The following is a 22,527-nucleotide window of genomic DNA, read 5'->3' as shown; positions in this document are numbered from 1 at the left end:
CATGATCGAGCTGCTCTACTTCGCCTGGGTGCGCGAGCGGATCGGCAAGAATGGGGAGCGGCTTGAGCTGCCGGCGAACGTCGGCACCGCCGCGCAACTGCTCGACTGGCTGGAAGCGCGCGGTGACGGCTATGCCGCCGCCCTCGCCGACCGACCCCGGCTTCGCCTCGCGATCAACCAGATTTTCGCGCCACTAACCGCGCCGGTAACCGCTGGCGACGAAATCGCGATCTTCCCCCCGGTCACCGGCGGATGATCGACGTCCGCGTTCAGGCCGACGACTTCGACCCCGGCGCCGAAATCGAGCGTCTCCACGCCGGCCGCGGCGATATCGGCGCCGTCGCCAGCTTCACCGGCCTCGTGCGCGGCGGCGACATCGTTGCGATGACACTCGAACATTATCCCGGCATGACCGAGCGCCAGCTCCGCGCCATCGCCGACGACGCCGCCACCCGCTGGCCGCTCGACGGCATCGTCATCGTCCACCGCCACGGCCGCCTCCTCCCCGGCGAGCGCATCGTGCTGGTCGCCGTCGCCTCCTCGCACCGCGCCGCTGCTTTCGAGGCGTGCGCGTTCCTGATGGATTGGCTGAAGACGCAAGCGCCCTTCTGGAAGCGCGAGGAAAGCGACGAGGGCGACCGCTGGGTCGAGGCGAAGGTGTCCGACGACGCGGCAGCGGCGCGCTGGCAGCGCTGATCGCGACATGGAATAATGCGTGCCTATCCAACGCAGGCGCTCTCCAATGACGGATGAAACCACCCTCAAGCGACCGGCTCGCCGCCGCGCGGATGCGATAAAACCGTTCCGCTGTAAGAACCTGATCGCGGTCATTGAGGACCCGCAGAATCCTCGAAACATCGGCACACTCATCCGAAACGTGAATGCGCTGGGCGTCGACAAAGTCTACGTCGTCGATCCGCGCCAAGCGCTCTCCGACGACTGGCAGGAACTGCGCCAGGAACCCAAGCTCGCGAAGCTGTCGGTGGCTGCGGTGAGATGGACCTTCGTTAAGCGGTTCGACAGCACCGAAGCCTGCTTGGATCATCTTGAGAAGAAAGGCTTCGTCTCGATCGTCACGTCACCGCACGTGAAAGGCAAAATCAACGTCCCCCTCAACGAGGGCGACTATTCCAAGCATACCAAGTTGGCCGTGTGGTTCGGCAACGAAACCAGAGGCATCAGCGACCTAGCCGTCGAGCGGTGCGACATGTGCGTCAGCGTGCCGATGTTCGGGATGGTCGAAAGCCTCAATCTGGGTACGAGCTCAGGCATCGTGCTGCACGAGATTACGCGGCAACGGCGGGAGTATCAGAGCAAATACCGAAGCGGCCGAAAGAAAGGCAAGCGGCCCGCACGGTTGCCGACGATCATGGAGCAGAAGGTGAAAACCGAGTAGTAGCGGCGTCGCGGCGCTAGCGGCGGCAAAACACCAGCGACAGATTGCTGGCGGGCATCTCGATTACCTCGGCGAGATCGAACCCCTGTCCCGCTGCCAACGCCTGCACCGCCTCCAGATCGCGCAGCCCCCACGCCGGATTGCGCTCGCGCAGCGACGCGTCGAACGCCTCGTTGCTCGGTGCGATCGGCACGCCTTCGCGGCGGAACGGGCCGTAGACGAACAACGGCGCGCCCGGCGACAGCCGCGCCGCCGCGCCGGCCATCAGCCCCTCGGTCGCCGCCCACGGGCTGATGTGGATCATGTTGATGCAGACTACCGCATCGGCCGCGCCCACCGGCCAGTCGGCGGCGATGACGTCAAGCGGCAGCGGTTCGCGCAGGTTCGGCAGCCCCGCCTCCGCCCGCCACGCGGCGATCGAGCGGCGGCTCATCGCGTCGGGGTCGGTCGGCTGCCAGTCGAGGCCCGGCAGCGCGCCGGCGAAATGCACCGCATGCTCGCCGGTGCCGGCGGCGATCTCCAGCACCAGACCCCGCGGCGGCAACACCCGCCGCAGCACATCGAGGATCGGCTCGCGGTTGCGCGCGACCGACGGGCTGGCGCGGCGATCCTCGCCGCTCCAGCTTTCGTTGGCGATCACTCCGCCGCCTGGCGCTGCTCCGGTTCGCGCCAGCTCAGCACCGGCTTGCGCGCGGCGGCCGTCTCGTCGAGGCGGCGGCGCGGCGCGAGGAAGGGCGCGCCCTTGAAGCGGCTGTCGTCGCCCGACCTCGCCAGGATGGCGAGGCTGCGCAGCGAGTTGATGAACTGGTCGAGCGTCGACTTCGACTCCGTCTCGGTCGGCTCCACCAGCATCGCGCCGTGGACGACGAGCGGGAAGTACATCGTCATCGGGTGATAGCCCTCGTCGATCAGCGCCTTGGCGATATCGATCGTGGTGATCCCGGTGCCGTGCAGGAAGTCGTCGGAGAACAGCGCCTCGTGCATGCACGGGCCGGTGTCGCCGAACGGCGCCGACATCACGTCCTTCAGGCTGGCGAGGATGTAGTTGGCGTTGAGGACCGCGTCCTCCGCCACCTGCCGGAGGCCATCGGCGCCGTGGCTCAGCATGTAGGCCGCGGCGCGGACGAACATGCCCATCTGGCCGTGGAAGGCGACCATGCGGCCGAAGCTCTCGTTATGGTCGGTCGAGGCATGCGCCTGCTCTTCTTCGACCAGCTCATAATGCTCAGCCGTCTTGCGCACGAAGGGCAGCGGTGCGAACGGCGCCAGCGCGGCCGAGAACACCACCGGACCCGAACCCGGCCCGCCGCCGCCGTGCGGGGTGGAGAAGGTCTTGTGCAGGTTGATGTGCATGGCATCGACGCCGAGATCGCCCGGCCGCACGCGGCCGACGATGGCGTTGAAATTGGCGCCGTCGCAATAGACGAAGGCGCCCGCCGCATGCACGGCCTCGGCAATCTCGATCATGTCCGGCTCGAACAGCCCGCAGGTATTCGGGTTGGTGATCATCACCGCCGCCACATCCGGCCCGAGCTTCGCTTTCAGCGCGTCGACGTCGACGCGGCCGCGCTCGTTCGCCGGAATGCCGACGACCTCGTAACCACAGAAAGCCGCCGTCGCCGGGTTGGTGCCGTGCGCCGATTCCGGCACGAGCACGATCTTGCGCGTTTCGCCGCGCGCGTCATGCGCGGCGCGGATCGCCAGCATGCCGCACAGCTCGCCATGCGCGCCGGCCTTCGGGCTCATCGCGACGCTCGGCATGCCGGTCAAGGTGCACAGCCACTCGCCGACCAGGTGGATCAGCGCCAGCGCGCCCTGCACGCTGTCGACCGGCTGCAGCGGGTGGATGTCGCCGAAGCCCGGCAGCCGCGCCATCTTCTCGTTGAGGCGCGGGTTGTGCTTCATCGTGCACGAGCCGAGCGGGAACAGCCCCATGTCGATCGCGTAGTTCTGGCGACTGAGGCGCGTGTAGTGGCGCACCGTCTCCGGCTCCGACAGGCCGTAGAGGCCGATCGGCTTGTTACGGTCGAGCCCGCCGAGGCGACTCGCCACCTTCGGGCCGGCGGGCAGGTCGACGCCGAAGCGGTCAGGCGCGCCCTTTTCGAAGATCAACGGCTCCTCGAGCTGAAGCCCGCGGTTGCCGGTGACGGTCTCGAAGGCATTGCCGGTGCCGCCGCCTTCACCGGCACCGCTGTCGCGTCCCTGACGATTCATGCTCATGCCAGCACCTCCGCAAAGCCTTGCGCCAACGCCTCGATATCGTCGTCGGTCACCGTCTCGGTCGCCGCGACGACCACGCCATTCTCAAGCTCGGTCACGCCCGGATAGAGGCGCCCGAGCGACACGCCGGCCAGCAGCTTGCGCTCGGCCAGCTCGCGGATCACCGGCCGCGCTTCCTTCGACAATTTGATGGTGAATTCGTTGAAGAAGCTGCCGTTCAGCACCTCGATTCCCGGCACCTTGGCCAGCCGCTCGGCGGTCTGGACGGCACGGGCGTGGTTGAGCGCCGCCAGGCGCCGCAGCCCTTCCTCGCCGAGAAGGGTCATGTGGATGGTGAAGGCGAGCGCACACAGCCCCGAGTTGGTGCAGATGTTCGACGTCGCCTTCTCGCGGCGGATATGCTGCTCGCGGGTGGAGAGCGTCAGCACGAAGCCGCGGCGCCCTTCCGCATCCACCGTCTCGCCGCACAGGCGCCCCGGCATCTGGCGAACATATTTGTCGCGCGTCGCGAACAGGCCGAGGTACGGGCCGCCGAAGTTGAGGCCGTTGCCGATCGACTGGCCCTCGCCGACGACGATGTCGGCGCCCATCTCGCCCGGCGACTTGATCGCCCCCAAGGACACCACCTCGGTGAACGCCACCACCAGCAGCGCACCCTTGGCGTGGCAGGCGGCAGCAAGGTCGGTCAGGTCGGCGACGTGGCCGAACAAATTGGGGTTCTGCACCACGACGCAAGAAGTCGCGTCGTCGAGCTGCGACAGGATCCAGTCGAGATCATTGCCTGGCGCGCCCGCGGTCAGCTTCGGGTCGCCGCAGACCAGCTCGTCTTCGGTGAACTTGGTCAGCGTCTTTGCCGCCGACACATAGTGCGGGTGGACGCCCGCCGACACGATCGCCTTGGTGCGCCGCGTGAGGCGCCGCGCCATGAAGATCGCCTCGGTCGTCGCGGTCGAGCCGTCGTACATCGAGGCGTTGGCGACATCCATGCCGGTCAGCCGCGCGACCTGCGTCTGGAATTCGAACAGCACCTGCAGCGTGCCCTGCGCGATTTCCGGCTGGTAGGGCGTGTAGCTGGTCAGGAATTCGCCGCGCTGGATCAGATGATCGACGCTCGCCGGCACATGATGCTTGTAGGCGCCGCAGCCGACGAAGAACGGCATCTCGGACGCTGGCGAATTCTGCCGCGACAGGCCGGTGAGCAGCCGCTCGACCTCCAGCTCCGACAGATGGTTCGACAGCCCCTCGATCGGCTTGGTCAGCCGCGCCGCTTGCGGCACGTCGCTGAACAGATCGTCGATCGACTTGGCGCCGATCGTCGCGAGCATGTCGCGGCGGTCGGCTTCGGTAAGCGGCAGGTAGCGCATGATCTACTCCGGTTTGCGGGCGGCGAACCGCAGCCGCACATAGTCGGCGGTCCAGTTGCCGGCCTGATCGGCCAGCACGGGACGCAGCAGCGAGCGGGTATCCTCGATCACCTGCGCCCGTTCGCTTTCGGGGACGCCGGCGGCATCGATGAAGCCGCTGCGGAAGGTGTTGAGCCAGGCGCTCATGCCCGAGGGCACCGGCGTCGGGCGCGGGATCAGGTCGACGCGATCGACGACGAAGCCGGCGGCTTCGAGGACAGCGCGGAACTCGTCGGGGGTCGGATAATAATTGTCCTCGACCGACGGCACCCGGTAGCCGCGCCCCATCAGCACGCCGCGCAGCGCCGCGCGGATCGCCGCGACGTTGCCGTGGCCGCCGAACTCGCCGACGTAACGCCCGCCCGGCTTCAGCGCCTTGTAGACGCCCTCCGCCACGCGCGCCGGCGGCGTCATCCAGTGCAGCGCGGCATTGGTGAAAACCGCGTCGAACTCATGCACGAAATCGAGCGCGCGCCCGTCCATGCGGCGGACGTCGAGGCCCCGCTCCTGCGCGGCGACGATCATCGCCCGGTCGGTGTCGACGCCGACGACTTCAGCGCCGGCCGCGACCAGCTTCGCGGTCAGCACGCCGTCGCCGCAGCCGAGGTCGAGGATGCGCTCGCCCTGCTTCGGCGCCAGCAGATCGAGCACTGGCGCCCCCAGCGCCGGCACGAAGCTGGCGTGCGCCGCATAGGCGACCGGATCCCAGTTTTGCCCCTCGCCCGCCATCGCGCCTACAGGTCCTTGGTGTAGTCGCGGTACGCGGCTTCATCCATCATGCCGTCGAGCTCGCTCGCATCACCCACGCTCATCTTGAAGAACCAGCCGGCATCTTCCGGGGCGGTGTTCGCCAGCGCCGGATCGGCCTCCAGCTCGGCATTGCCTTCGGTCACCTCGCCCGAGATCGGCGCATAGACTTCCGACGCGGCTTTCACCGATTCGACGACGGCGGCTTCCTTGCGCTTGGTCAGCGGCGCGCCGACCGGCGGCAGCTCGACGAACACCACGTCGCCCAGCTGCGCCTGCGCATAATCGGTGATGCCGACGGTGGCGGTGCCGCCCTCGACGCGGATCCACTCATGGTCCTTGGTGAAATAGAGCTTCATGCCTTGCCTCCCTGGCGGACGTAATTTTTCGGAAAGAAGGGCATCGGCACGACGGTGGCGTCGAGCAGCTTGCCCCGGACCTCGACCTGCAACCGCGTCCCGTCGGCCGCGAGCGCGGCGGGCACATAGGCCATGGCGATCGGCGCATTCAGCGCCGGGCCGTGGCCGCCGCTGGTCACGTTGCCCACGGTCGCACCGTTGACGACGACAGTGGCGCCCTCGCGCACCGGCTGGCGGCCGTCGATGCGCAGGCCGACGCGCTTGCGCTCCGGCCCGTTGAGCAACTGGCCGAGCACGCGCTCGGCGCCGGCGAAGCCGCCCTCGGCCTTGCGGCGCTTGGAAATCGCGAAGGACAGCGCCGCCTCGACCGGCGTGATTTCCGGCGTCAAATCATGACCGTACAGCGGCAGCCCTGCCTCCAGCCGCAGCGAATCGCGCGCCCCGAGGCCGATCGGCTTCACCTCGGGCTGCGCCAGCAGCCGCCGCGCCACCTTCTCGGCGGCATCGGCCGGGATCGAAATCTCGTAGCCGTCTTCGCCGGTATAGCCCGACCGGCTGACCCACGCCTCGACCCCGTCGATGGTAAGCGGCCCCGCGCGCATGAACGACAGCGCCGCGGCGCCCGGCGCCAGCCGCTCGAGCACGTCGACCGCCTTCGGCCCCTGCAGCGCCAGCAGCGCCCAGTCGGGGCGATAGTCGAGCCGCGTACCGGCCGGCAGCCGCGCCTTCATGTCGGCGATGTCGTCATGCTTGGTCGCGCCGTTGACCACCATGTAGAGGTCGTTCGCGCGTCGCGTGACCATCAGGTCGTCGAGAATGCCGCCCTGATCGTTCAGCAGCATCGAATAGCGGATGGCGTTCTCGGCGAGGCCGGTGAGGTCACCGGGCAGGATCGCCTCCAGCGGGGCGTCGGCGTCGCGATCGAACAGGATCTGGCCCATGTGCGACACGTCGAACAGCCCGGCGCTCGTCCGCGTCCACTGATGCTCGGCGATGATGCCCTCATACTGGATCGGCATCGTATAGCCGGCGAACGGCACCATGCGGGCGCCAAGCTCGCGATGCAGCGAATCGAGCGGCAGCGTGTCGAGATTCTCGGCCGTGTCGGCCATGCGGCAACTCCGTCGACAGACGTATGCCGGCAGCCCAGCGCCACCGGCCCTGCCCCCTGTCTGTCACGGAACCTGAGAGCTTTCGTGCCGGCTGGCCAGCACTTACCCCTTCGGTGGAGCCGCCCGTGCGACGGCTCGCTTTCCAGATCGCCGCTGATGTGCCCGCGCGGTCCTGGGGCCTGAGAGATTCCGGGGGCGGTTGCTCCTTCGGCGGTGGCCCGAAGCCACACTCTCCCGCGCGTTCACCGGGCAAGCCCGACGGCGTGTCGAGGTCTAGGAGAAGCCCCCGCGCGAGTCACGCGCAAAACAAACAACGCCGCGAGTCACGCGCAAAAGCCGCAAAGCCCGCTTATTTGGTGACGTTGTACGCCAGCCCCGCCTCGTCGAGCTGGAAGCCGACCAGCACCTCGAAGGTCGAGGCGCGAACCGCATCGCGAACCTCGGGATCGGACAGCGGATCGACCGCCGCATCGGCGTCGCCCGGCTTGCGCTTGCGGGTGATCCGCTCGCGCATCTCGGCCGACAGCGTCGCTGCGGCGCGGTCGACCTGCGCATTGGCGCTGCCCTGCCCCTGCGCGCGCACCTGCCCCTCAGGGAAGTTGAGCGTCACGGTGCCGGTCTGCTTGGTGACCAGCTTGTCGCCCGCCTGAACCACCGCCACGAAGTACGGCAGGGTCACCTGCCGCGCGCCGGCGGCGTTGGTGCGCTGCGCCAGCACGGTGAAGGTGGCGCCGGTCGAGATATGCGATCCGGTTTCGCTGCACGCGCCGCGCACGTTGGTCATCGTCGCGACCACATCGATCGCGCTGGCGTCGCGGCTGGCGGGCGGCGAGAACAGGGTGACGTCGCCGGTATGCTGCACGATCGCCACCGCCGGGCAGGCCGAGCGGGTGACACGAAGCGGATCGCCGCCGCCGCAAGCCGTGAGTGCCGTCGCGGCAAGAATGGTAAAGCCAAGCTGTCTGAGCACGCGAAAAGCACCCCGGTCCAAATGTCGCGTCGTTATAGGTTCCGGGTTTCGTGGGCACAAGCAATCGCGTAGGAGCGCGACATGGCGTCCACTCCCGTCCTCGACACGCCCGCGGCGACCAAGCCGCAACTTCGCGTGGTGATCGCCGCCCCGCGCGGCTTCTGCGCCGGCGTCGACCGCGCCATCCGCATCGTCGAGCTGGCGATCGAGCGCTACGGCGCGCCGGTCTATGTCCGGCACGAGATCGTCCACAACAAGTTCGTCGTCGACTCGCTGCGCGCCAAGGGCGCCGTGTTCGTTGAGGAGCTGCATGAGGTGCCCGACGGCGTGCCGGTGATCTTCTCCGCGCATGGCGTGCCCAAGGTCGTGCCGGCGAAGGCTGAGGCGCGCGGGCTCGACTATATCGACGCGACCTGCCCGCTGGTGTCGAAGGTTCACCGCCAAGCCGAGCGCTTCGTCGATCAGGGCCGCCACATCCTGTTCATCGGCCACGCCCGCCACCCGGAGGTGATCGGCACCTTCGGCCAGGTCGACGACGGCGCGATGACGCTGGTCGAGACCGTCGAGGAAGCGCAAACGGTGCAGCCACCCGAGGGACCGCTCGGCCTGCTCACCCAGACCACCCTGTCGGTCGACGACACCCGCGACATCCTCACGACCCTGCAATCGCGCTTCCCCGATCTCGTCGGGCCGAAGGGCGAGGACATCTGCTACGCCACCTCCAATCGCCAGGAAGCGGTGAAGGAGCTGGCGGCGAAGACGCAGGTCGTGCTGGTGCTCGGCTCGCCTAAATCCTCCAACTCGCTGCGCCTTGTCGAGGTCGCCGAGCGCGGTGGGTCGCACGGCCAGCTCATCCAGCGCGCCGCCGACGTCGACTGGCGTTGGCTGCGCGGCGTCACCTCGCTGGGCATCACCGCCGGCGCCTCGGCGCCCGAGACCTTGGTGCAGGAGCTGATCGACGCGCTGCACGAGCGCTTCGAGCTGACGATCGAGGAAGTCCGCACCGCGTCCGAGGACATCGTGTTCAAGCTGCCGCGCGCGCTCGCGTAGATGGCCGTTTACACGCAGGTTCCGGCGGAGGCGCTCGACAGCTTCCTCTCCCGCTACGACGTCGGCACGCTGGTCAGCGCCAAGGGCATCGCCGAAGGTGTCGAGAATTCCAACTTCCTCGTCGAGACCACGCAGGCGCGCTTCATCCTGACGCTCTACGAAAAGCGCGTCTCCGAAGCCGACCTCCCCTATTTCCTCGCGCTGAAGACGCACCTCGCTGACCGCGGCCTGCCCGTCCCGCGCCCGATCGTCGACCGCGAGGGCCGCGCGCTGCAGACGCTGCAGGGCCGCCCCGCCTGCCTGATCGAATTCCTGCCCGGCGTCTCGCTCGGCGAGCCGACCCCCGCGCATTGCCGCGCCGCCGGCGAGGCGATGGGGCAGATGCATGCCGCGCTGCGCGATTTCGATCAGGTGCGCGAGAATGCCCTCAATCTCGCCGGCTGGCAGCGGCTGGCCGAGGCCTGCGGCGCCCGCGCCGACGAGATCGCGCCCGGCCTTGCCGCGACCATCGCCGAGGAGCTGGCCTTCCTCGAGACGAACTGGCCGCTCGACCTGCCGCATTCGACGATCCACGCCGACCTGTTCCCCGACAATGTGCTGGTGCGCGGCACCAAGGTCACCGGCCTGATCGACTTCTATTTCGCCTGCACCGACATCCGCGCCTACGATCTTGCCGTGCTGCACACGTCATGGGCGTTCAGCGGCGACGGCGCGACGCATTTCGCCGACCGCGCCGCCGCACTCGATGCCGGCTACGCCGCGAGCCACGGGCTCAGCGCCGACGAGGCGGCGGCGTTCAATATCCTCGCGCGCGGCGCCTGCCTGCGCTTCCTGCTGACGCGCACCTACGACTGGCTCAACACCCCCGCCGACGCGCTGGTGACGCGCAAGGATCCGCTGGCCTATCTGCGGCGCCTCGCGCATTACCGCGCGGCATGACCGAGCGCCCCTACATCGAGATCGCCACCGACGGCGCCTGCAAGGGCAACCCCGGCCCCGGCGGCTGGGGCGCGGTGCTGCGCCAGGGCAATCGCGAGCGCGAGCTGTCGGGCTCCGACCCCGCCACCACCAACAACCGCATGGAGCTGATGGGCGCGATCATGGCGCTCCGCGCGCTGAAGAAGCCGTGCAAGGTGCTGCTGTCCACCGACAGCAAGTACGTCATGGACGGCATCACCAAATGGATCTTCGGCTGGCAGCGCAACGGCTGGAAGACCGCCGACAAGAAGCCGGTGAAGAACGCCGACCTGTGGATGGACCTCGTCGAGGCCGCCCGCCCCCACCGGATCGAGTGGAAATGGGTGAAGGGCCACGCCGGCCACGCCGAAAACGAACGCTGCGACGCGCTCGCCAATGAGGCGATCGAGGCCATGCGCGCCGGAAACGCGAATCAGGTATAATCAGGGAGATTGCGTGAGCATCGCCTTATCGGAGGCGAGTGCGCATCGCTTACGCGGGGGCAGGAAGAGCGCTAATGCGTTCCACCACCTTTAAATTGGGGAAGTAGTCCCGCCCGTCGGGTAGTAGACCCGCTGGTACACGCTCGCCATGCGGCAGACCGTTTTTCATTTTATGCACGAGCGCAGTCTGCCATTCTCCGGGCAAGGCGTTCCACCAGCTCGGCGTGAGATACAAATTCTCGATATGCTCGAAGCAAAGGCGGAGGAGCGCGTTCGCTACATCATTGTCCGGAACCTCAGCGAACGACCTTACGAACTGTTGCGCAGCGTCATCGGGCTCTCCCAGCCAGCCCAGAACAGCCACCGTGCGACCTTCAAGGACAGTGAGATTCACTGTCACGTGATCGAGGGTCTTGCCTAACTCACCAAGGGCTTGGACCCGCTTTCCTGTAAAATCAAACTCTGGCATCAGTCCGCCAGAAGCAGCGATCGGCAAAACGCCTTCAAATGCAACAGCGTGATACCAAAATCTTGAATAGTCATTTTTCTTAAATGCTTCGTCGTACGCCTCTTTCCATATATTAAAATCTTCGATGGCAACTTCCGTGCCGACACGATGCCAGTGCTGCATTTGCTGAAACATCGCCTGACGCTCGAATGGTAGACCTGCATCAGCTTCACGATTTATCTCTGACCAGCGCTTAGAGATTATTTTATTATACCCTTCATATGCAACTGATCGAAAAGAGAGAAGAAATGCCACTTCAGAGTTTAGCGACACTGCTCCGTGCTCAGCTGGCCTGAACATAGATCCGTCATGTAAACCACAAAAGCCCATAAACGTTGACGCATTATTTATGCCTACCTTTGTCGGGACCATCAATCCGTCGTTCTGTGCCATAAATTTCACGCCCTCTTTCGGCGACAGCACGTGCCCATCTTCTGCGATCGCCGACAGTCCTCCGCTGCGTTGAACGGTGTGGGATCGAATAAGCTTGTTGCTACAGCCTCTGGGAGCGTCGGGGTGCGAACAGTATCCCCTCTTCGCCTCAACCTGCATGTTGGCTGTAAGCTCAGCAAAGGCCAGAGGTCTCATCGCTTCTCTGATCTTATGACAGAACTTCCATTTCTTTCCGGAACGACACCAGCATGGCTCATATGGCGGCATTGTTCGAACCGGATGCAGATCCTCAACATCATAGCGACTGCGCTTCGGCATCGGCGGCGTGTAGTTGAGTATTGACATAATCGATGAGGTTGATCGCTTTATCAGGGTGGTTCCGAATGTGACATGTAAGCTCTTCGCGCGTCAGCCCTTTTCCCCTACCAGCCGCTTCATCAGGAATAGCTTGAACAGCAGGAACACCACGCCCGCGCCGGCGGCGAACGCTGCGTGCAGCAGCCAGAAGCTGGTGATCGGCATCGTCGACAGATAGCCGCCGACATAGCCGACCAGCGAATTGGCGGCGAAGAAGGCGAGATAATAGAGGCCGAGCGCGGTGGAGTTGATCGCCGGGGGTGCCAGCCGCGCGAAGAAGGCGAGGCTGACGGGCAGGATATGCGCAAAGCCGATGCTGTTCACGAAGTGGAACAGCACGGGCCAGGCCATCGGGATCTTCTGGCCCTCGGGCGTGGTCGCCGCCGCCGCGACAAGACACAGCATGCCGCCGACCGAGAAGATCGAGCCGATGACCAGCTTGGTCGCCTCGTCGGGCTCGCGCCAATGCTTGCCGTACCAGCGATAAAACAGCGCGACGCCGGCGAGCAGGCTCACCGACACGACGGCATCGAGCGTCACCAGCCAAGTGGTCGGCAGCTTCTCTCCGTCGAAGGTCAGGTCGAAGGCCGTGTCGCCCCAAGTGAGATAGGCGTTGAAAATCTGGTTGTTGGGCACGATCGCCACGGCAAGCACCGGGATCAGCAGGATGATCGCCAGCAGCGACAGCCATTCGGGCCGGGTCAGCGGCGGCCGTACCGGCGCCTCGGCGCCTTTCTTCCTCGGCTCCAGATGGTCGACGGGCAGATAATTCTGGCCGTCGATGTAGATGGCGAGCGCGATCAGCATGCCGATGCCGGCGGCACCGAAGCCCCAGTGCCAGCCGACCTTCTCGCCGAGCGTCCCCACCACCAGCGGCGCGGCGATCGCGCCGGCGTTGATGCCGAGGTAGAAGATCTGGAAGGCGTCCGCCCGGCGCAGATCGTCGGGCTTGTAGAGCGCCCCTACCTGCCCCGCGATGTTGCCTTTGAGCAGCCCCGACCCGATGATCAGGCAGAGCAGCGCGAACAGGAACGCCGCTTCCGCCGCCATCAGGAAATGGCCCAAGGTCATGATGATCGCGCCGGTCAGCACCGCGCGGCGTTTGCCGATGTAGCGGTCGGCGATGAAACCGCCGACGATCGGGGTGAAATAGACCAAAGCGAAATAGGTGCCGACGATCGCCGAGGCGAACGGCTGGCCGTCGAGACCGCCGTAGAGACTGCGCAGCGGCTCCAGCAGCGCGACGTTCGCGGCATTTTCGGGCAGCAGCAGATGGTTAACGAGGTACAGGACCAGCAGCGCCTGCATCCCGTAATAGGAGAAGCGCTCCCACGCCTCGGTGAAGGCGAGGTAGGCCAGCCCCTTGGGATGTCCGAGAAAAGATCGGTCGAGGTGGGCGTCGTCGGTCACGAATTCTTCTCCGATGGCCCCTCAGCCATTGTCATATTACGCGCAAGCAACGGTGTAGGTCGACAAGGAACATTGGCTTATCGACCGGTAACCAAAGAAAAGGCCCGCCCGGTTTCCCGGACGGGCCTGAAAGGTCGACGAACGTCGGTTTAGTGAGCGAGTGCCGCGAGCAGCAGCAGCGCCACGATGTTGGTGATCTTGATCATCGGGTTGACCGCCGGGCCGGCGGTGTCCTTGTAGGGATCGCCGACGGTGTCGCCGGTGACCGCCGCCTGGTGCGCCGGCGAGCCCTTGCCGCCGTACGCGCCGACTTCGATCACCTTCTTGGCGTTGTCCCACGCGCCGCCGCCCGAGGTCATCGAGATGGCCACGAACAGACCCGAGACGATGACGCCCATCAGCAGCGCGCCGAGCGCGGCGAAGCCGTTGCCCTGGCCCGCGACCGCGGTGATCGCGAAGTAGACGACGATCGGCGCCAGCACCGGCAGGAGCGACGGGATGATCATCTCGCGGATCGCGCCCGCGGTGACGAGACTGACGGTGCGCGCATAGTTCGGGCGCACCTGACGGCTGATGATCGCGTCGCGGTTCTCGGCGAACTGCGCACGGATATCGAGCGCCACCGCCGAAGCGGTGCGGCCGACCGCGGTCATCGCCATGCCGCCGAACAGGTACGGCAGAAGCGCACCGAGCAGCAGGCCGACGACGACATAGGGGTTGGACAGCGAGAAGTTCACTTCCACGTTGCTGAAGAACTGCGACAGATCTTCAGTGTAGGTCGCGAACAGCACCAGCGCTGCAAGACCGGCCGAGCCGATCGCATAGCCCTTGGTGACCGCCTTCGTCGTGTTGCCGACCGCGTCGAGCGCGTCGGTGCGCTCGCGCACCTCATGCTCCAGCCCCGACATCTCGGCGATGCCGCCGGCGTTGTCGGTGACGGGGCCGTAGGCGTCGAGCGCCACGACCACGCCGGCCAGCGCCAGCATCGCCGTCGCCGCGAAGGCGATGCCGATCAGGCCCGCCAGCTGGTAGCTGACGATGATGCCCGCGACGATGACGAGCGTCGGCAGCGCCGTCGATTCCATCGAGACCGCGAGGCCCTGGATGACGTTGGTGCCGTGGCCCGAGTTCGACGCCTTGGCGATCGACTGCACCGGGCGATAGTCGGTGCCGGTGTAATATTCGGTGATCCAGACGATGAGCCCGGTCACGACGAGGCCGACCACCATGCAGTAGAACAGGTCCATGCCGGTGAAGGTGGTGCCGGCGGCGACTTCGGGCGCCACGTCGACGCTGGTGGCTTCCGACGGGCCGCCGATGACGGCGTTCATGTCGGGGAACAGCAGGGTGGTGGCGAAGTAGAGCGCCGGGATCGACAGGACCGCGGCGACGCCGAAGCCCTTGTAGAGCGCACCCATGATCGAGCCCTTGCCCAGGCGCACGAAATAGGTGCCGATGATCGAGGTGAGGATGCAGACGCCGCCCGCGATCAGCGGCAGCGCCATGAGGTCGACGGCGTCCTGGCCGGCGACCAGCAGCGCGACCAGCACCATGGTGGCGCCGACGGTGACGACATAGGTCTCGAACAGGTCGGCGGCCATGCCGGCGCAGTCGCCGACGTTGTCGCCGACGTTGTCGGCGATGACGCCCGGGTTGCGGTCGTCGTCCTCGTCGAAGCCGAGCTCGTTCTTGCCGACCATGTCGGCGCCGACGTCGGCGGCCTTGGTGAAGATACCGCCGCCGAGACGCGCGAAGATCGAGATCAGCGACGCGCCGAACGCGAGGCCGGTGAGCGCCTTGATGATCTCACGGCGCTCGGCCACCTCGGCCAGCTCGTAGCCGGCGAGGCCGGTCAGGTAATAATAGTAACCGGCGATGGCGAGCAGCGCGAGGCCGGCGACCAGCAGGCCGGTGACCGCGCCCGAGCGGAACGCCATGGTGAGGCCGGCCTGCAGGCCGTTGCGCGCGGCTTCCGCGGTGCGGACGTTGGCGCGCACCGAGATGTACATGCCGATGTAGCCGGTGAGGCCCGAGAGCACGGCGCCGAGCACGAAGCCGACCGCGGTGTACACGCCGAGCGTGAACAGCACGACGGCGCCGACGATGACGCCGACGATGGCGATGGCGGTATATTGCTTGCCGAGATAGGCCTGCGCGCCTTCCTGGATGGCGGCGGCGACTTCCTGCATGCGGGCATTGCCGGCCGGCGCGCGAAGCACCTGCCCGGCGGTGAGAAGGCCGTACAGCACGGCAATGAAGCCGCACAGTACCGCGATCAGCACCACGGTCTGAGTTTCCATGTTTTCCCTAACCCCTGATGGATGACGCGGTCTTGGGGCCGCGTTGCGTGAAAAGATTGCCGCGGGTTGTGGCAAAAGGTAGCGACGCTGGCAACCGCTAGGTGCCGTGCTCGTAGCCGAGACGCGACGGGCGGATCGTTTCGCCATCGATTCCCGCGATTTTGAGGCCTTTTCCCTCGGCGACGGCCCCGATCCGCGTCAGCCGCAGCCGGCTGGCCTCGGCGAGCGTCGCGACCTCGGCCGCGCGAACCGGCGCGACAGCGAACAGCAGCTCATAATCGTCGCCGGCCGTCGCCCGCTCGACGAGCGCTTCGTTCGATCGCGCGGTGCGCGCCGCCGCCGCGTCGGACAGCGGCAGCGCCGCGAGGTCGAGATCGACCGCCACGCCACTCGCCGCCGCCAGCCGCTCGGCGTCGATCAGCAGCCCATCGGAAACGTCCATCGCCGCGCTGGCGAGCCCGACCAGCCCCGCCCCCGTCGCGAGGCGCGGCTCGGGACGGCGGAAGCGGTTGAGCAGGAATTTGTCGGCGGGCGCTTCCCCTTTGGCGATGGCGAGACCGAGGCCCGCGTCGCCAATCGTACCCGTCACATAGAGATCATCGCCCGGCTTCGCGCCGCCGCGCGCCAGCGCCCCGCCCGCCGGCACCTGACCAATCGCGGTCAGCCCCAGCACCGCGCGGTCGAGCCCTGTCACCGTATCACCGCCGAGCAGCGGCACCTCCCAGCGATCGAGCGCCCGCTTCAGCCCGCCGGTGAAGGCCGTCAGCCACGCCTCGTCCTCGGTGGCGCTCAGCGCCAGCCCCATCAGCACCCCGACCGGTCGCGCGCCCATCGCCGCGAGGTCGGACAGGTTCACCGCCAGCAGCTTCCACGCGATGTCGGAAGCGGGGTCGGCGGGCAGATAGTGGATGCCGCAGGCGAGCACGTCGTGCGTGAACACCAGGTCGCGCCCCAGCGGCGGCGCCAGCACCGCCGCGTCATCGGCCAGCCCCCGCGCCGCCGGATGGCCGGCGAGCGGCTTCAGCAGCCGGTCGATGAGGGTGCGTTCGCGCATGGGGCGTGTATCGGCTGGCGGCAGGATGAGGGCAAGCCGGCCCACACCGCCCTCACCCGTCATACCGGCGAAAGCCGGTATCCAGTCGGACGCCGGTCTGGATCCCGGCTTTCGCCGGGATGACGAATGTTGGGAGGCCGGCGACGACTTCTACGTCGCCAGCACCGTCTTCGCGCGGATCAGCCCGCTCTCGAACGTAAAATTCCGCAGCAGGCTGGTCGTCGCGCCATGTTTGTCGTTCCACACCTCGACGACCCAGACCTCGGCGCCGTCCTGATCGAGCACCCGCGATTCGACGCGCGAGGTCGCCAGCCGGCGGCTCATCGCCTCGGCATGGCCCTGCCGCGCATCGGCGCCCGCCGCTTCGGCGGCGGCGCGGAAATCGGGATGCAGCGTCGCCGCGACGCAAGGCGTGTTCTGCTCGCGCGCGCAGGCATAATAGCGCTGGACCAGCGCGACCTTCTCCTCGCCGGTCAGCCCCGACGCATCGGGCGCTTCACCGGGCGAGCAGGCAGCCAGCAGCGCGGCGGCGATCACCGCCGCGGCTCGTCCATATCCTGGCCTGGACAGCGACTTACTGGCCCGAGCTGCTGCCGCTCATCTGGCCCTGGTCGAGCGCTTCGCGGCTCTTGCTGGCGACCACCTCCCACTGGCGGCGGGTCGCGCAGACCTTCTTCTTTTTCTTGACCAGCGAGCCGGTCTCGCCCTCGCGCTTGCAGACGACCTCGTCCATCGGATCGGCCTGCGCCGTGGCCGGGGCGGCGGCGGGTGCCGGCGTTTGGGCGACGGCGGGCGCGCCAAGCAGTGCGGCAGCGACAGGAACCAGCATCAAAGCCTTGAAACGCATCATCATCTCCCTCTGCGCGTACAGTTTTAACACAAGTCGCGCGGAGGGTGAAGCGGACTCAGCGCGCCGAACGCTGCCTCATTTTGCCGCCCACGTCACCTTGTCGCCGGCCTTCAGGCCGATGCGCGCCGCCTCGCCGCGGTTGAGCTCGAGCACGCTGCCCGCCGGCGCCGTCGATTCCACTGTCTTGGTCGTCAGCGGCACGCCCTCGCCGACATTGATCACCTTGCCGTCGGACGCGATGAAGATGATGTCGAGCGGCAGATAAGTGTTGGCCATCCAGAAGGAAGCCATGCGCGGCTCGGGGAACAGGAAGATCATCCCCGCGCCCGGCGCCATCTTGGTGCGGTACATCAGCCCCTGCGCCTGCTGCGCCGGGGTGCGCGCCACCTCGGCGCGATAGCTGTGAACCTTGCCCTTTGCCGTCACCTTCACAGTAACGACATCGAGCGTGGCCGCGGCCGGCGTTGCCGCCAGCGCTTCTTCCGCGAACGGATCGTGGCAGGCGGCGAGCCCGACAAGCAGAACGGCCAGCCCTGTCCGGAGCAGCCGCTTGGCCGTATTGAACGCCATTATTCGACGATTTCGATGGTGACCGCGAGGGGGCCCTTCTCGCCGCTGGCGATGCGCGCCCGCACCTCCTGGCCCGGGATCAGCTCGGCGACGCCGGCGCGGCGGACCGTCTCCATATGGACGAAGATGTCCGAGGAGCTGCCGCCACGCGACACGAAGCCATAGCCTTTCAGCCGGTTGAACCATTTGACGGTCACCGGCTCGAACGGCCCGGCGCTCTCGAGCAGGTCGAGCGGATCGATCCGGCTGGCGGCGCGCTGCAACGCGGCCTCCGGGTCCGGCCCGATCGAGGTCGACAGATCAAGGTCGAGAATCTTGCGCGCCTGACGGCCGCGATCGCGCTGCACCGCATAGCAGGTCACGGTCGCGCCTTCCGGCAACGTCCGCCGCCCCACTTCGCGCAGCACGGTGAAGTGCACCAGCACATCGCTGCTGCCGTCTTCCGGAACGACGAATCCATACCCCCGCACGGCGTCGAACCATTTCACTTTGCCGCAAACACGGACATCATCCGCATTCACGTCACTATCGTCTATTTCCTGTGTCAACAGCGCCTCGCTCATGAGGCCCTCCCACGCAACCGCTATTTGCCCCGCCGGGACGCTAACACAAAGATCGTGCCGATAAAAACCATCTTTGTTGCGGAAGCGGGACGGGTTCCGCAATAGGGTGAGCGGCAACCGCCGCCGTCGCGCAAGTTGCTGAAGAAAGGACCGTCGCATGGAGATTCAGGGCGACACGCTGATCGCCGCCCCGCGCGAGCGCGTCTGGGCCGCGTTGAACGATCCCGCGGTGCTGGCGCGCTGCATCGAGGGCGTCGAGTCGCTGGAGAAGGTCGGCGACAGCCGCTTCGAAGGCAAGCTCAACGCCAAGGTCGGCCCGGTGCGCGCCAGCTTCACCGGTGGCGTCGATCTGCAGAATCTGAACCCGCCGACCAGCTACACCATCGCCGGCGAGGGCAAGGGCGGCGTCGCCGGCTTCGCCAAGGGCGCCGCCGACGTGAGCCTCACCGAGGAAGCGCTGCCCGACGGCGGCACCGGCACCCGCCTCTCCTACGTCGCCCGCTCGACGATCGGCGGCAAGCTGGCGCAGCTCGGCGCCCGCCTCGTCGAAGGCACCGCGCGCAGCTATGCAGAAACCTTCTTCGCCCGCCTGAAGGCCGAGGTCGAAGGACCGGCCCCTGCCGCCGAGCCAGTCGCCGCCGAGATCGTCGGCGACGCCATCCTCGAGCCGCCGTCGCTCCCAGTCACCGACACCGAAGACAGCGGCAAGGGCATCCCGCCGATCGTCTGGGGCAGCGTGCTCACCCTGCTGATGGTGCTGTTCATATGGCTGATGCTCGCCTAGCCGGCGACGAGCTCGACCGGCTGCTCGCCGCCGCACGCGACTGGCTCACCGAGGGGCATGGTGTCGCCATCGCTACCGTCGCCGAGACCTGGGGATCGGCGCCGCGCCGCGCCGGCAGCCATCTGGTGGTGCGCGACGACGGACTCTTCGAAGGCTCGGTCAGCGGCGGCTGCGTCGAGGGCGACGTCATCGCCAATGCGCTCGAGCTGATCGCCGAGGGTGGCTTCCGTCGGCTGGAATATGGCGTCGCCGACGCGACGGCGTGGGAAGTCGGTCTCGCCTGCGGCGGCCGCATCGCGATCCTTGTGCAGGCGATCCACCCCGACTGGTTTCCGCCCGCGCTGCTCGAAGAGATCAGCGACGCCCGCCGCGATGGCCGTACCCTCGCGCTTTCCACTGACGACGCCGGCCGAACCCGGATCGGCGAGGCCGAAGGTGCCTTCATCAACCGCTACACGCCGCCGTTGCGCCTCGCGATCATCGGCGCTGTCCACATCGCGCAGGCCCTGGCGCCGATGGCGCGGCAGCTCGGCTATGCGGTGACCATCATCGACCCGCGCGGCATGTTCGCCGCCGCCGCCCGCTTCGAGGATGCGACCGTCAACGACCGCTGGCCCGATGAGGCGCTCGCCGAGTGGCAGCCCAACGCCGCCAGCGCGGTGGTGACGCTCACCCACGATCCCAAGCTCGACGATCCGGCGCTGCTCGCGGCCCTCCCCTCGCCCGCCTTCTACGTCGCGGCGCTCGGCTCGCGGCGCACGCAGGCAGCACGGGTTGAGCGGCTCGCCGCCGCCGGCCTGACACAAGACCAGATCGCCCGCCTGCACGGCCCCGCCGGCCTCGACCTCGGCGCCGCCAATCCGTCAGAGATCGCGCTCTCCATCGCCGCGCAGATGACCGCCGCCTGGCGCGGTAGGTTATGAAGTTCGGCCCGGCGCCGCTCGCCGACTGCGAGGGCGCGATCCTCGCCCACTCGCTGTTGATCGACGGCAAGCGCTTGCCCAAGGGCCGGCGCCTGACCGCCGACGATCTCGCCACCGCGCGCGCCGCCGGGCTCACCGAGCTGGTGGTCGCCCGCCTCGAACCCGGCGATATCGCCGAGGATGACGCCGCCGCCCGCCTCGGCGCAGCGCTGGCTGGCGGCCATGTGAAGGCGCTCGCGCCGGTGCACGGCCGCGTCAATCTCGTCGCGATGGTCGACGGGCTGGTGCGCCTCGACCCGGCGGCGGTACATCGCCTCAACGCCATCGACGAAGGCATCACCCTCGGCGTGCAGATGCCCGAGGCACGGGTCCGCGACGGCGATATCGTCGCCACCATCAAGATCATCCCCTACGCCGTGCCCGGCGCCGCCGTCGATGCCGCGCTCGCCGCTGCCGCCCCCATCGCCGTCGCGCCGTTCCGCGCCGCCACGGTGGCGCTGATCCAGACCATGCTGCCCGGTCAGCCCGACAAGCTGTTCGCCAAGACCGAAGAGGTCACCCGCCGCCGCCTCGCCGCGATCGGCGCGACGCTCGTGTCGGCCACCCGCTGCCCGCACGCCGTCGACGACCTGACAGCCAAGCTGGCCGCCACCGACGCCGATCTCATCCTGATCGCCGGCGCCTCCGCCACCGCCGACCGCCGCGACGTTGTCCCCGCCGCCATCGAAGTGGCCGGCGGCGCCATCGAACGCCTCGGCATGCCGGTCGATCCCGGCAATCTGCTCTGCCTCGCGTCGCTCGCCGGCAAGTCGGTCCTCGGCCTCCCCGGCTGCGCCCGCTCACCCAAGCGCAACGGCGTCGATCTGGTGCTTGAGCGTTTGCTCACAGGCCTCCCCGTCGACAGCGCGATCATCGCCGGCATGGGCGTCGGCGGCGTCCTCGCCGAGGTCGAGCGCCCCGAGCCGCGCGCCGGCAAGCCCGCCGTCAACGGCCCGGTCGGCGCGGTGGTGCTCGCCGCCGGCCGCTCGTCGCGGATGCAGGGCGCCAACAAGCTGCTCGCCGATCTCGGCGGTAAACCATTGCTCGCCCATACGCTCGACACCCTCGCTGCCGCCGGCCTGCCCGCGCTGGTTGTCGTCGGCAACATGGCGGCCGAGATGCGCGCCGTGGTCGGCGACCGCGCCGCCATCGTCGAGGCACCCGATTTCGCCGAAGGGCTGAGCCGTTCGCTGCGCGCCGGCATCGCCGCCGTCCCTGCCGACTGGCGCGCCGCCATCGTCTGCCTCGGCGACATGCCGCAGGTGACGCCCGCCGTGCTGACCGCGCTCGCCGCCCCTGCCCGCGAGCCACAGGCGATCGTCGTCCCCACCGTCGACGGCAAGCGCGGCAACCCGGTGCTGTGGCCCCGCGCCCACTTCGCCCGCCTCGCCGCGCTCGACGGCGATGTCGGCGGCAAGGTGCTGCTCGCCGAGCTGGCCGATCAGGTTATCGAGGTGGAGGTCGGCACCGACGCGATCCTTGCCGACATCGACACGCCCGAGGCGCTCGCCGCGGCGCGCGCCCGTCAGGGAAATTCGTCGTAGAGCTCGTGCTCGGTCTCGGCGCCGAGGATCGCCTTCACCTGATCGAAGCCGTGCCCCGCGCGCACCATCGCCGCGAACTGCTTCTGCCGTAGCTCAGGGCTCGGCTTCTCAGCCGCAAACGGCCCGATCCGCTTGCGGCGCGCATAGGCCAGCGCCGCCTCGCGATCGTCGACCTCGCCGCGAATCTCCTCGCGCAACTCGGGCTCGATTCCCGCCGCGGTCAGCGTCTGGTCGATCCGCCTTGCGCCATAACCCCGGCGGCCGAGGCTCCGCGCCTTGCTCTCGCCGAAGCTGCGATCGTCGACATAGCCCAGCTCGGCGAAGCGCTCGACCATGGCATCGATCGGTGCCTGCCCCTCGCCCGCCCAGCCACGTTCGCGAAGCTTGTCAGACAGATAGCGCCGCAACTTCTCCCGCGTTGTCGCATAGCGCTCGACATAGCGCAGCGCGAACCAGTTGAGGCTGTCGGGCGTCAGCGGCTTCTTCGGTTTCCGCTCGCGGCGGGAAGAGGATTGGCGATCTTCCATGGACGATGCCACGTTCCTGCCATAGTCGGGCCGGAATTTGAACGCGCC

General features: G+C 67.7%; 24 protein-coding genes, 1 pseudogene and 2 riboswitches. Of the genes and pseudogenes, 9 read left to right on the top strand and 16 right to left on the bottom strand.

What is annotated here, in order from left to right; translation table 11 throughout:
• Position 1: 1 nt before the first annotated feature.
• The 3 genes from moaD to ACFOMD_RS12715 are packed head-to-tail and all read left to right on the top strand — an operon-like array spanning position 2 to position 1,396.
• Entirely contained in the window at positions 2–256 is a 255-nt protein-coding gene (gene moaD, locus ACFOMD_RS12725; protein WP_380861940.1) for a molybdopterin converting factor subunit 1, read from the top strand.
• Positions 253–696: a molybdenum cofactor biosynthesis protein MoaE gene (locus tag ACFOMD_RS12720; RefSeq protein ID WP_380861938.1), complete on the top strand. Its 444-nt coding sequence runs from the start codon at positions 253–255 to the stop codon at positions 694–696. The genes moaD and ACFOMD_RS12720 overlap by 4 nt, the downstream gene beginning before the upstream one ends.
• Before the next feature lie 46 nt (positions 697–742).
• Positions 743–1,396: a TrmH family RNA methyltransferase gene (locus ACFOMD_RS12715; RefSeq protein ID WP_380861936.1), complete on the top strand. Its 654-nt coding sequence runs from the start codon at positions 743–745 to the stop codon at positions 1,394–1,396.
• A gap of 16 nt (positions 1,397–1,412) precedes the next feature.
• On the opposite strand, the gene ACFOMD_RS12710 is transcribed toward ACFOMD_RS12715, so the two are convergent.
• The 7 genes from ACFOMD_RS12710 to ACFOMD_RS12680 all read right to left on the bottom strand — a co-directional run bounded on the left by ACFOMD_RS12710 (position 1,413) and on the right by ACFOMD_RS12680 (position 8,207).
• Positions 1,413–2,036 (bottom strand): DUF938 domain-containing protein, encoded by a 624-nt coding sequence (locus tag ACFOMD_RS12710; RefSeq protein WP_380861934.1) that lies wholly within the window; start codon positions 2,034–2,036, stop codon positions 1,413–1,415.
• Positions 2,033–3,616, bottom strand: a complete 1,584-nt coding sequence (gene gcvPB / locus ACFOMD_RS12705; RefSeq protein WP_380861932.1) for an aminomethyl-transferring glycine dehydrogenase subunit GcvPB — start codon at positions 3,614–3,616, stop codon at positions 2,033–2,035. The genes ACFOMD_RS12710 and gcvPB overlap by 4 nt, the downstream gene beginning before the upstream one ends.
• Positions 3,613–4,980: an aminomethyl-transferring glycine dehydrogenase subunit GcvPA gene (gene gcvPA, locus ACFOMD_RS12700; RefSeq protein WP_380861930.1), complete on the bottom strand. Its 1,368-nt coding sequence runs from the start codon at positions 4,978–4,980 to the stop codon at positions 3,613–3,615. Before gcvPA ends, gcvPB begins: the two co-directional genes overlap by 4 nt.
• Positions 4,981–4,983: 3 nt before the next feature.
• Positions 4,984–5,748, bottom strand: a complete 765-nt coding sequence (locus ACFOMD_RS12695) for a class I SAM-dependent methyltransferase (protein WP_380861928.1) — start codon at positions 5,746–5,748, stop codon at positions 4,984–4,986.
• A gap of 5 nt (positions 5,749–5,753) precedes the next feature.
• Complete coding sequence (gene gcvH / locus ACFOMD_RS12690) at positions 5,754–6,125, bottom strand: glycine cleavage system protein GcvH (RefSeq protein WP_380861926.1); 372 nt, start codon at positions 6,123–6,125, stop codon at positions 5,754–5,756.
• Positions 6,122–7,237 carry a glycine cleavage system aminomethyltransferase GcvT gene (gene gcvT / locus ACFOMD_RS12685; RefSeq protein WP_380861924.1) on the bottom strand — a complete coding sequence of 372 codons (1,116 nt, stop codon included), beginning with the start codon at positions 7,235–7,237 and terminating at the stop codon, positions 6,122–6,124. The genes gcvH and gcvT overlap by 4 nt, the downstream gene beginning before the upstream one ends.
• Before the next feature lie 50 nt (positions 7,238–7,287).
• Positions 7,288–7,393: riboswitch (glycine riboswitch) on the bottom strand.
• A 1-nt stretch (position 7,394) separates the two neighbouring features.
• A riboswitch (glycine riboswitch) is annotated at positions 7,395–7,484 on the bottom strand.
• A 102-nt stretch (positions 7,485–7,586) separates the two neighbouring features.
• The gene (locus ACFOMD_RS12680; RefSeq protein ID WP_380861922.1) at positions 7,587–8,207 is read right to left on the bottom strand and encodes a hypothetical protein; all 621 of its coding nucleotides are present in this window, start codon (positions 8,205–8,207) and stop codon (positions 7,587–7,589) included.
• Between the two features lie 81 nt (positions 8,208–8,288).
• Between ACFOMD_RS12680 and ispH the strand changes: the two genes are divergently transcribed.
• The 3 genes and pseudogenes from ispH to rnhA all read left to right on the top strand — a co-directional run.
• Positions 8,289–9,257 carry a 4-hydroxy-3-methylbut-2-enyl diphosphate reductase gene (gene ispH / locus ACFOMD_RS12675; RefSeq protein WP_380861920.1) on the top strand — a complete coding sequence of 323 codons (969 nt, stop codon included), beginning with the start codon at positions 8,289–8,291 and terminating at the stop codon, positions 9,255–9,257.
• Positions 9,258–10,196, top strand: a complete 939-nt coding sequence (thrB, locus tag ACFOMD_RS12670) for a homoserine kinase (protein ID WP_380861918.1) — start codon at positions 9,258–9,260, stop codon at positions 10,194–10,196.
• Positions 10,193–10,633, top strand: a pseudogene (gene rnhA / locus ACFOMD_RS12665) (ribonuclease HI); the annotation flags it as partial. The gene thrB and the pseudogene rnhA, both read left to right, overlap by 4 nt.
• A 73-nt stretch (positions 10,634–10,706) precedes the next feature.
• Here the strand turns inward: rnhA and ACFOMD_RS12660 are convergent.
• From ACFOMD_RS12660 to ACFOMD_RS12625, 8 genes are all read right to left on the bottom strand, one after another.
• Entirely contained in the window at positions 10,707–11,876 is a 1,170-nt protein-coding gene (locus ACFOMD_RS12660; protein ID WP_380861916.1) for a hypothetical protein, read from the bottom strand.
• Between the two features lie 90 nt (positions 11,877–11,966).
• Entirely contained in the window at positions 11,967–13,325 is a 1,359-nt protein-coding gene (locus ACFOMD_RS12655) for a peptide MFS transporter (RefSeq protein WP_380861914.1), read from the bottom strand.
• A gap of 149 nt (positions 13,326–13,474) precedes the next feature.
• Positions 13,475–15,625 (bottom strand): sodium-translocating pyrophosphatase, encoded by a 2,151-nt coding sequence (locus ACFOMD_RS12650; RefSeq protein WP_380861912.1) that lies wholly within the window; start codon positions 15,623–15,625, stop codon positions 13,475–13,477.
• Positions 15,626–15,722: 97 nt separating this feature from the next.
• Positions 15,723–16,679: a thiamine-phosphate kinase gene (gene thiL / locus ACFOMD_RS12645; protein WP_380861910.1), complete on the bottom strand. Its 957-nt coding sequence runs from the start codon at positions 16,677–16,679 to the stop codon at positions 15,723–15,725.
• A gap of 150 nt (positions 16,680–16,829) precedes the next feature.
• Positions 16,830–17,216: a hypothetical protein gene (locus tag ACFOMD_RS12640; protein ID WP_380861908.1), complete on the bottom strand. Its 387-nt coding sequence runs from the start codon at positions 17,214–17,216 to the stop codon at positions 16,830–16,832.
• Positions 17,217–17,253: 37 nt separating this feature from the next.
• The gene (locus ACFOMD_RS12635) at positions 17,254–17,526 is read right to left on the bottom strand and encodes a hypothetical protein (protein ID WP_380861906.1); all 273 of its coding nucleotides are present in this window, start codon (positions 17,524–17,526) and stop codon (positions 17,254–17,256) included.
• Between the two features lie 78 nt (positions 17,527–17,604).
• Entirely contained in the window at positions 17,605–18,099 is a 495-nt protein-coding gene (locus ACFOMD_RS12630) for a DUF192 domain-containing protein (RefSeq protein WP_380861904.1), read from the bottom strand.
• Positions 18,099–18,662, bottom strand: a complete 564-nt coding sequence (locus ACFOMD_RS12625) for a cold-shock protein (RefSeq protein ID WP_380861902.1) — start codon at positions 18,660–18,662, stop codon at positions 18,099–18,101. The genes ACFOMD_RS12630 and ACFOMD_RS12625 overlap by 1 nt, the downstream gene beginning before the upstream one ends.
• A 157-nt stretch (positions 18,663–18,819) precedes the next feature.
• On the opposite strand from ACFOMD_RS12625, the gene ACFOMD_RS12620 reads away from it, so the two are divergent.
• The 3 genes from ACFOMD_RS12620 to ACFOMD_RS12610 are packed head-to-tail and all read left to right on the top strand — an operon-like array spanning position 18,820 to position 21,952.
• Positions 18,820–19,446, top strand: a complete 627-nt coding sequence (locus tag ACFOMD_RS12620) for a CoxG family protein (protein WP_380861900.1) — start codon at positions 18,820–18,822, stop codon at positions 19,444–19,446.
• Positions 19,428–20,369 carry an XdhC family protein gene (locus ACFOMD_RS12615; RefSeq protein ID WP_380861898.1) on the top strand — a complete coding sequence of 314 codons (942 nt, stop codon included), beginning with the start codon at positions 19,428–19,430 and terminating at the stop codon, positions 20,367–20,369. Before ACFOMD_RS12620 ends, ACFOMD_RS12615 begins: the two co-directional genes overlap by 19 nt.
• On the top strand, positions 20,366–21,952 hold the full coding sequence (locus ACFOMD_RS12610) for an NTP transferase domain-containing protein (RefSeq protein WP_380861896.1): 1,587 nt from the start codon (positions 20,366–20,368) through the stop codon (positions 21,950–21,952). The genes ACFOMD_RS12615 and ACFOMD_RS12610 overlap by 4 nt, the downstream gene beginning before the upstream one ends.
• Here ACFOMD_RS12610 and ACFOMD_RS12605 read toward each other — a convergent pair.
• The gene (locus tag ACFOMD_RS12605; RefSeq protein ID WP_380861894.1) at positions 21,934–22,491 is read right to left on the bottom strand and encodes a regulatory protein RecX; all 558 of its coding nucleotides are present in this window, start codon (positions 22,489–22,491) and stop codon (positions 21,934–21,936) included. The two genes, ACFOMD_RS12610 and ACFOMD_RS12605, sit on opposite strands and share 19 nt — an antisense overlap.
• Between the last annotated feature and the right edge of the window lie 36 nt (positions 22,492–22,527).

It is taken from the genome of Sphingoaurantiacus capsulatus, from assembly GCF_042648405.1.
Classification (GTDB): domain Bacteria; phylum Pseudomonadota; class Alphaproteobacteria; order Sphingomonadales; family Sphingomonadaceae; genus Sphingoaurantiacus; species Sphingoaurantiacus capsulatus.
The sequence above is the reverse complement of the archived record's forward strand: the minus strand, read 5'-3'. Positions and strand labels throughout refer to the sequence as shown.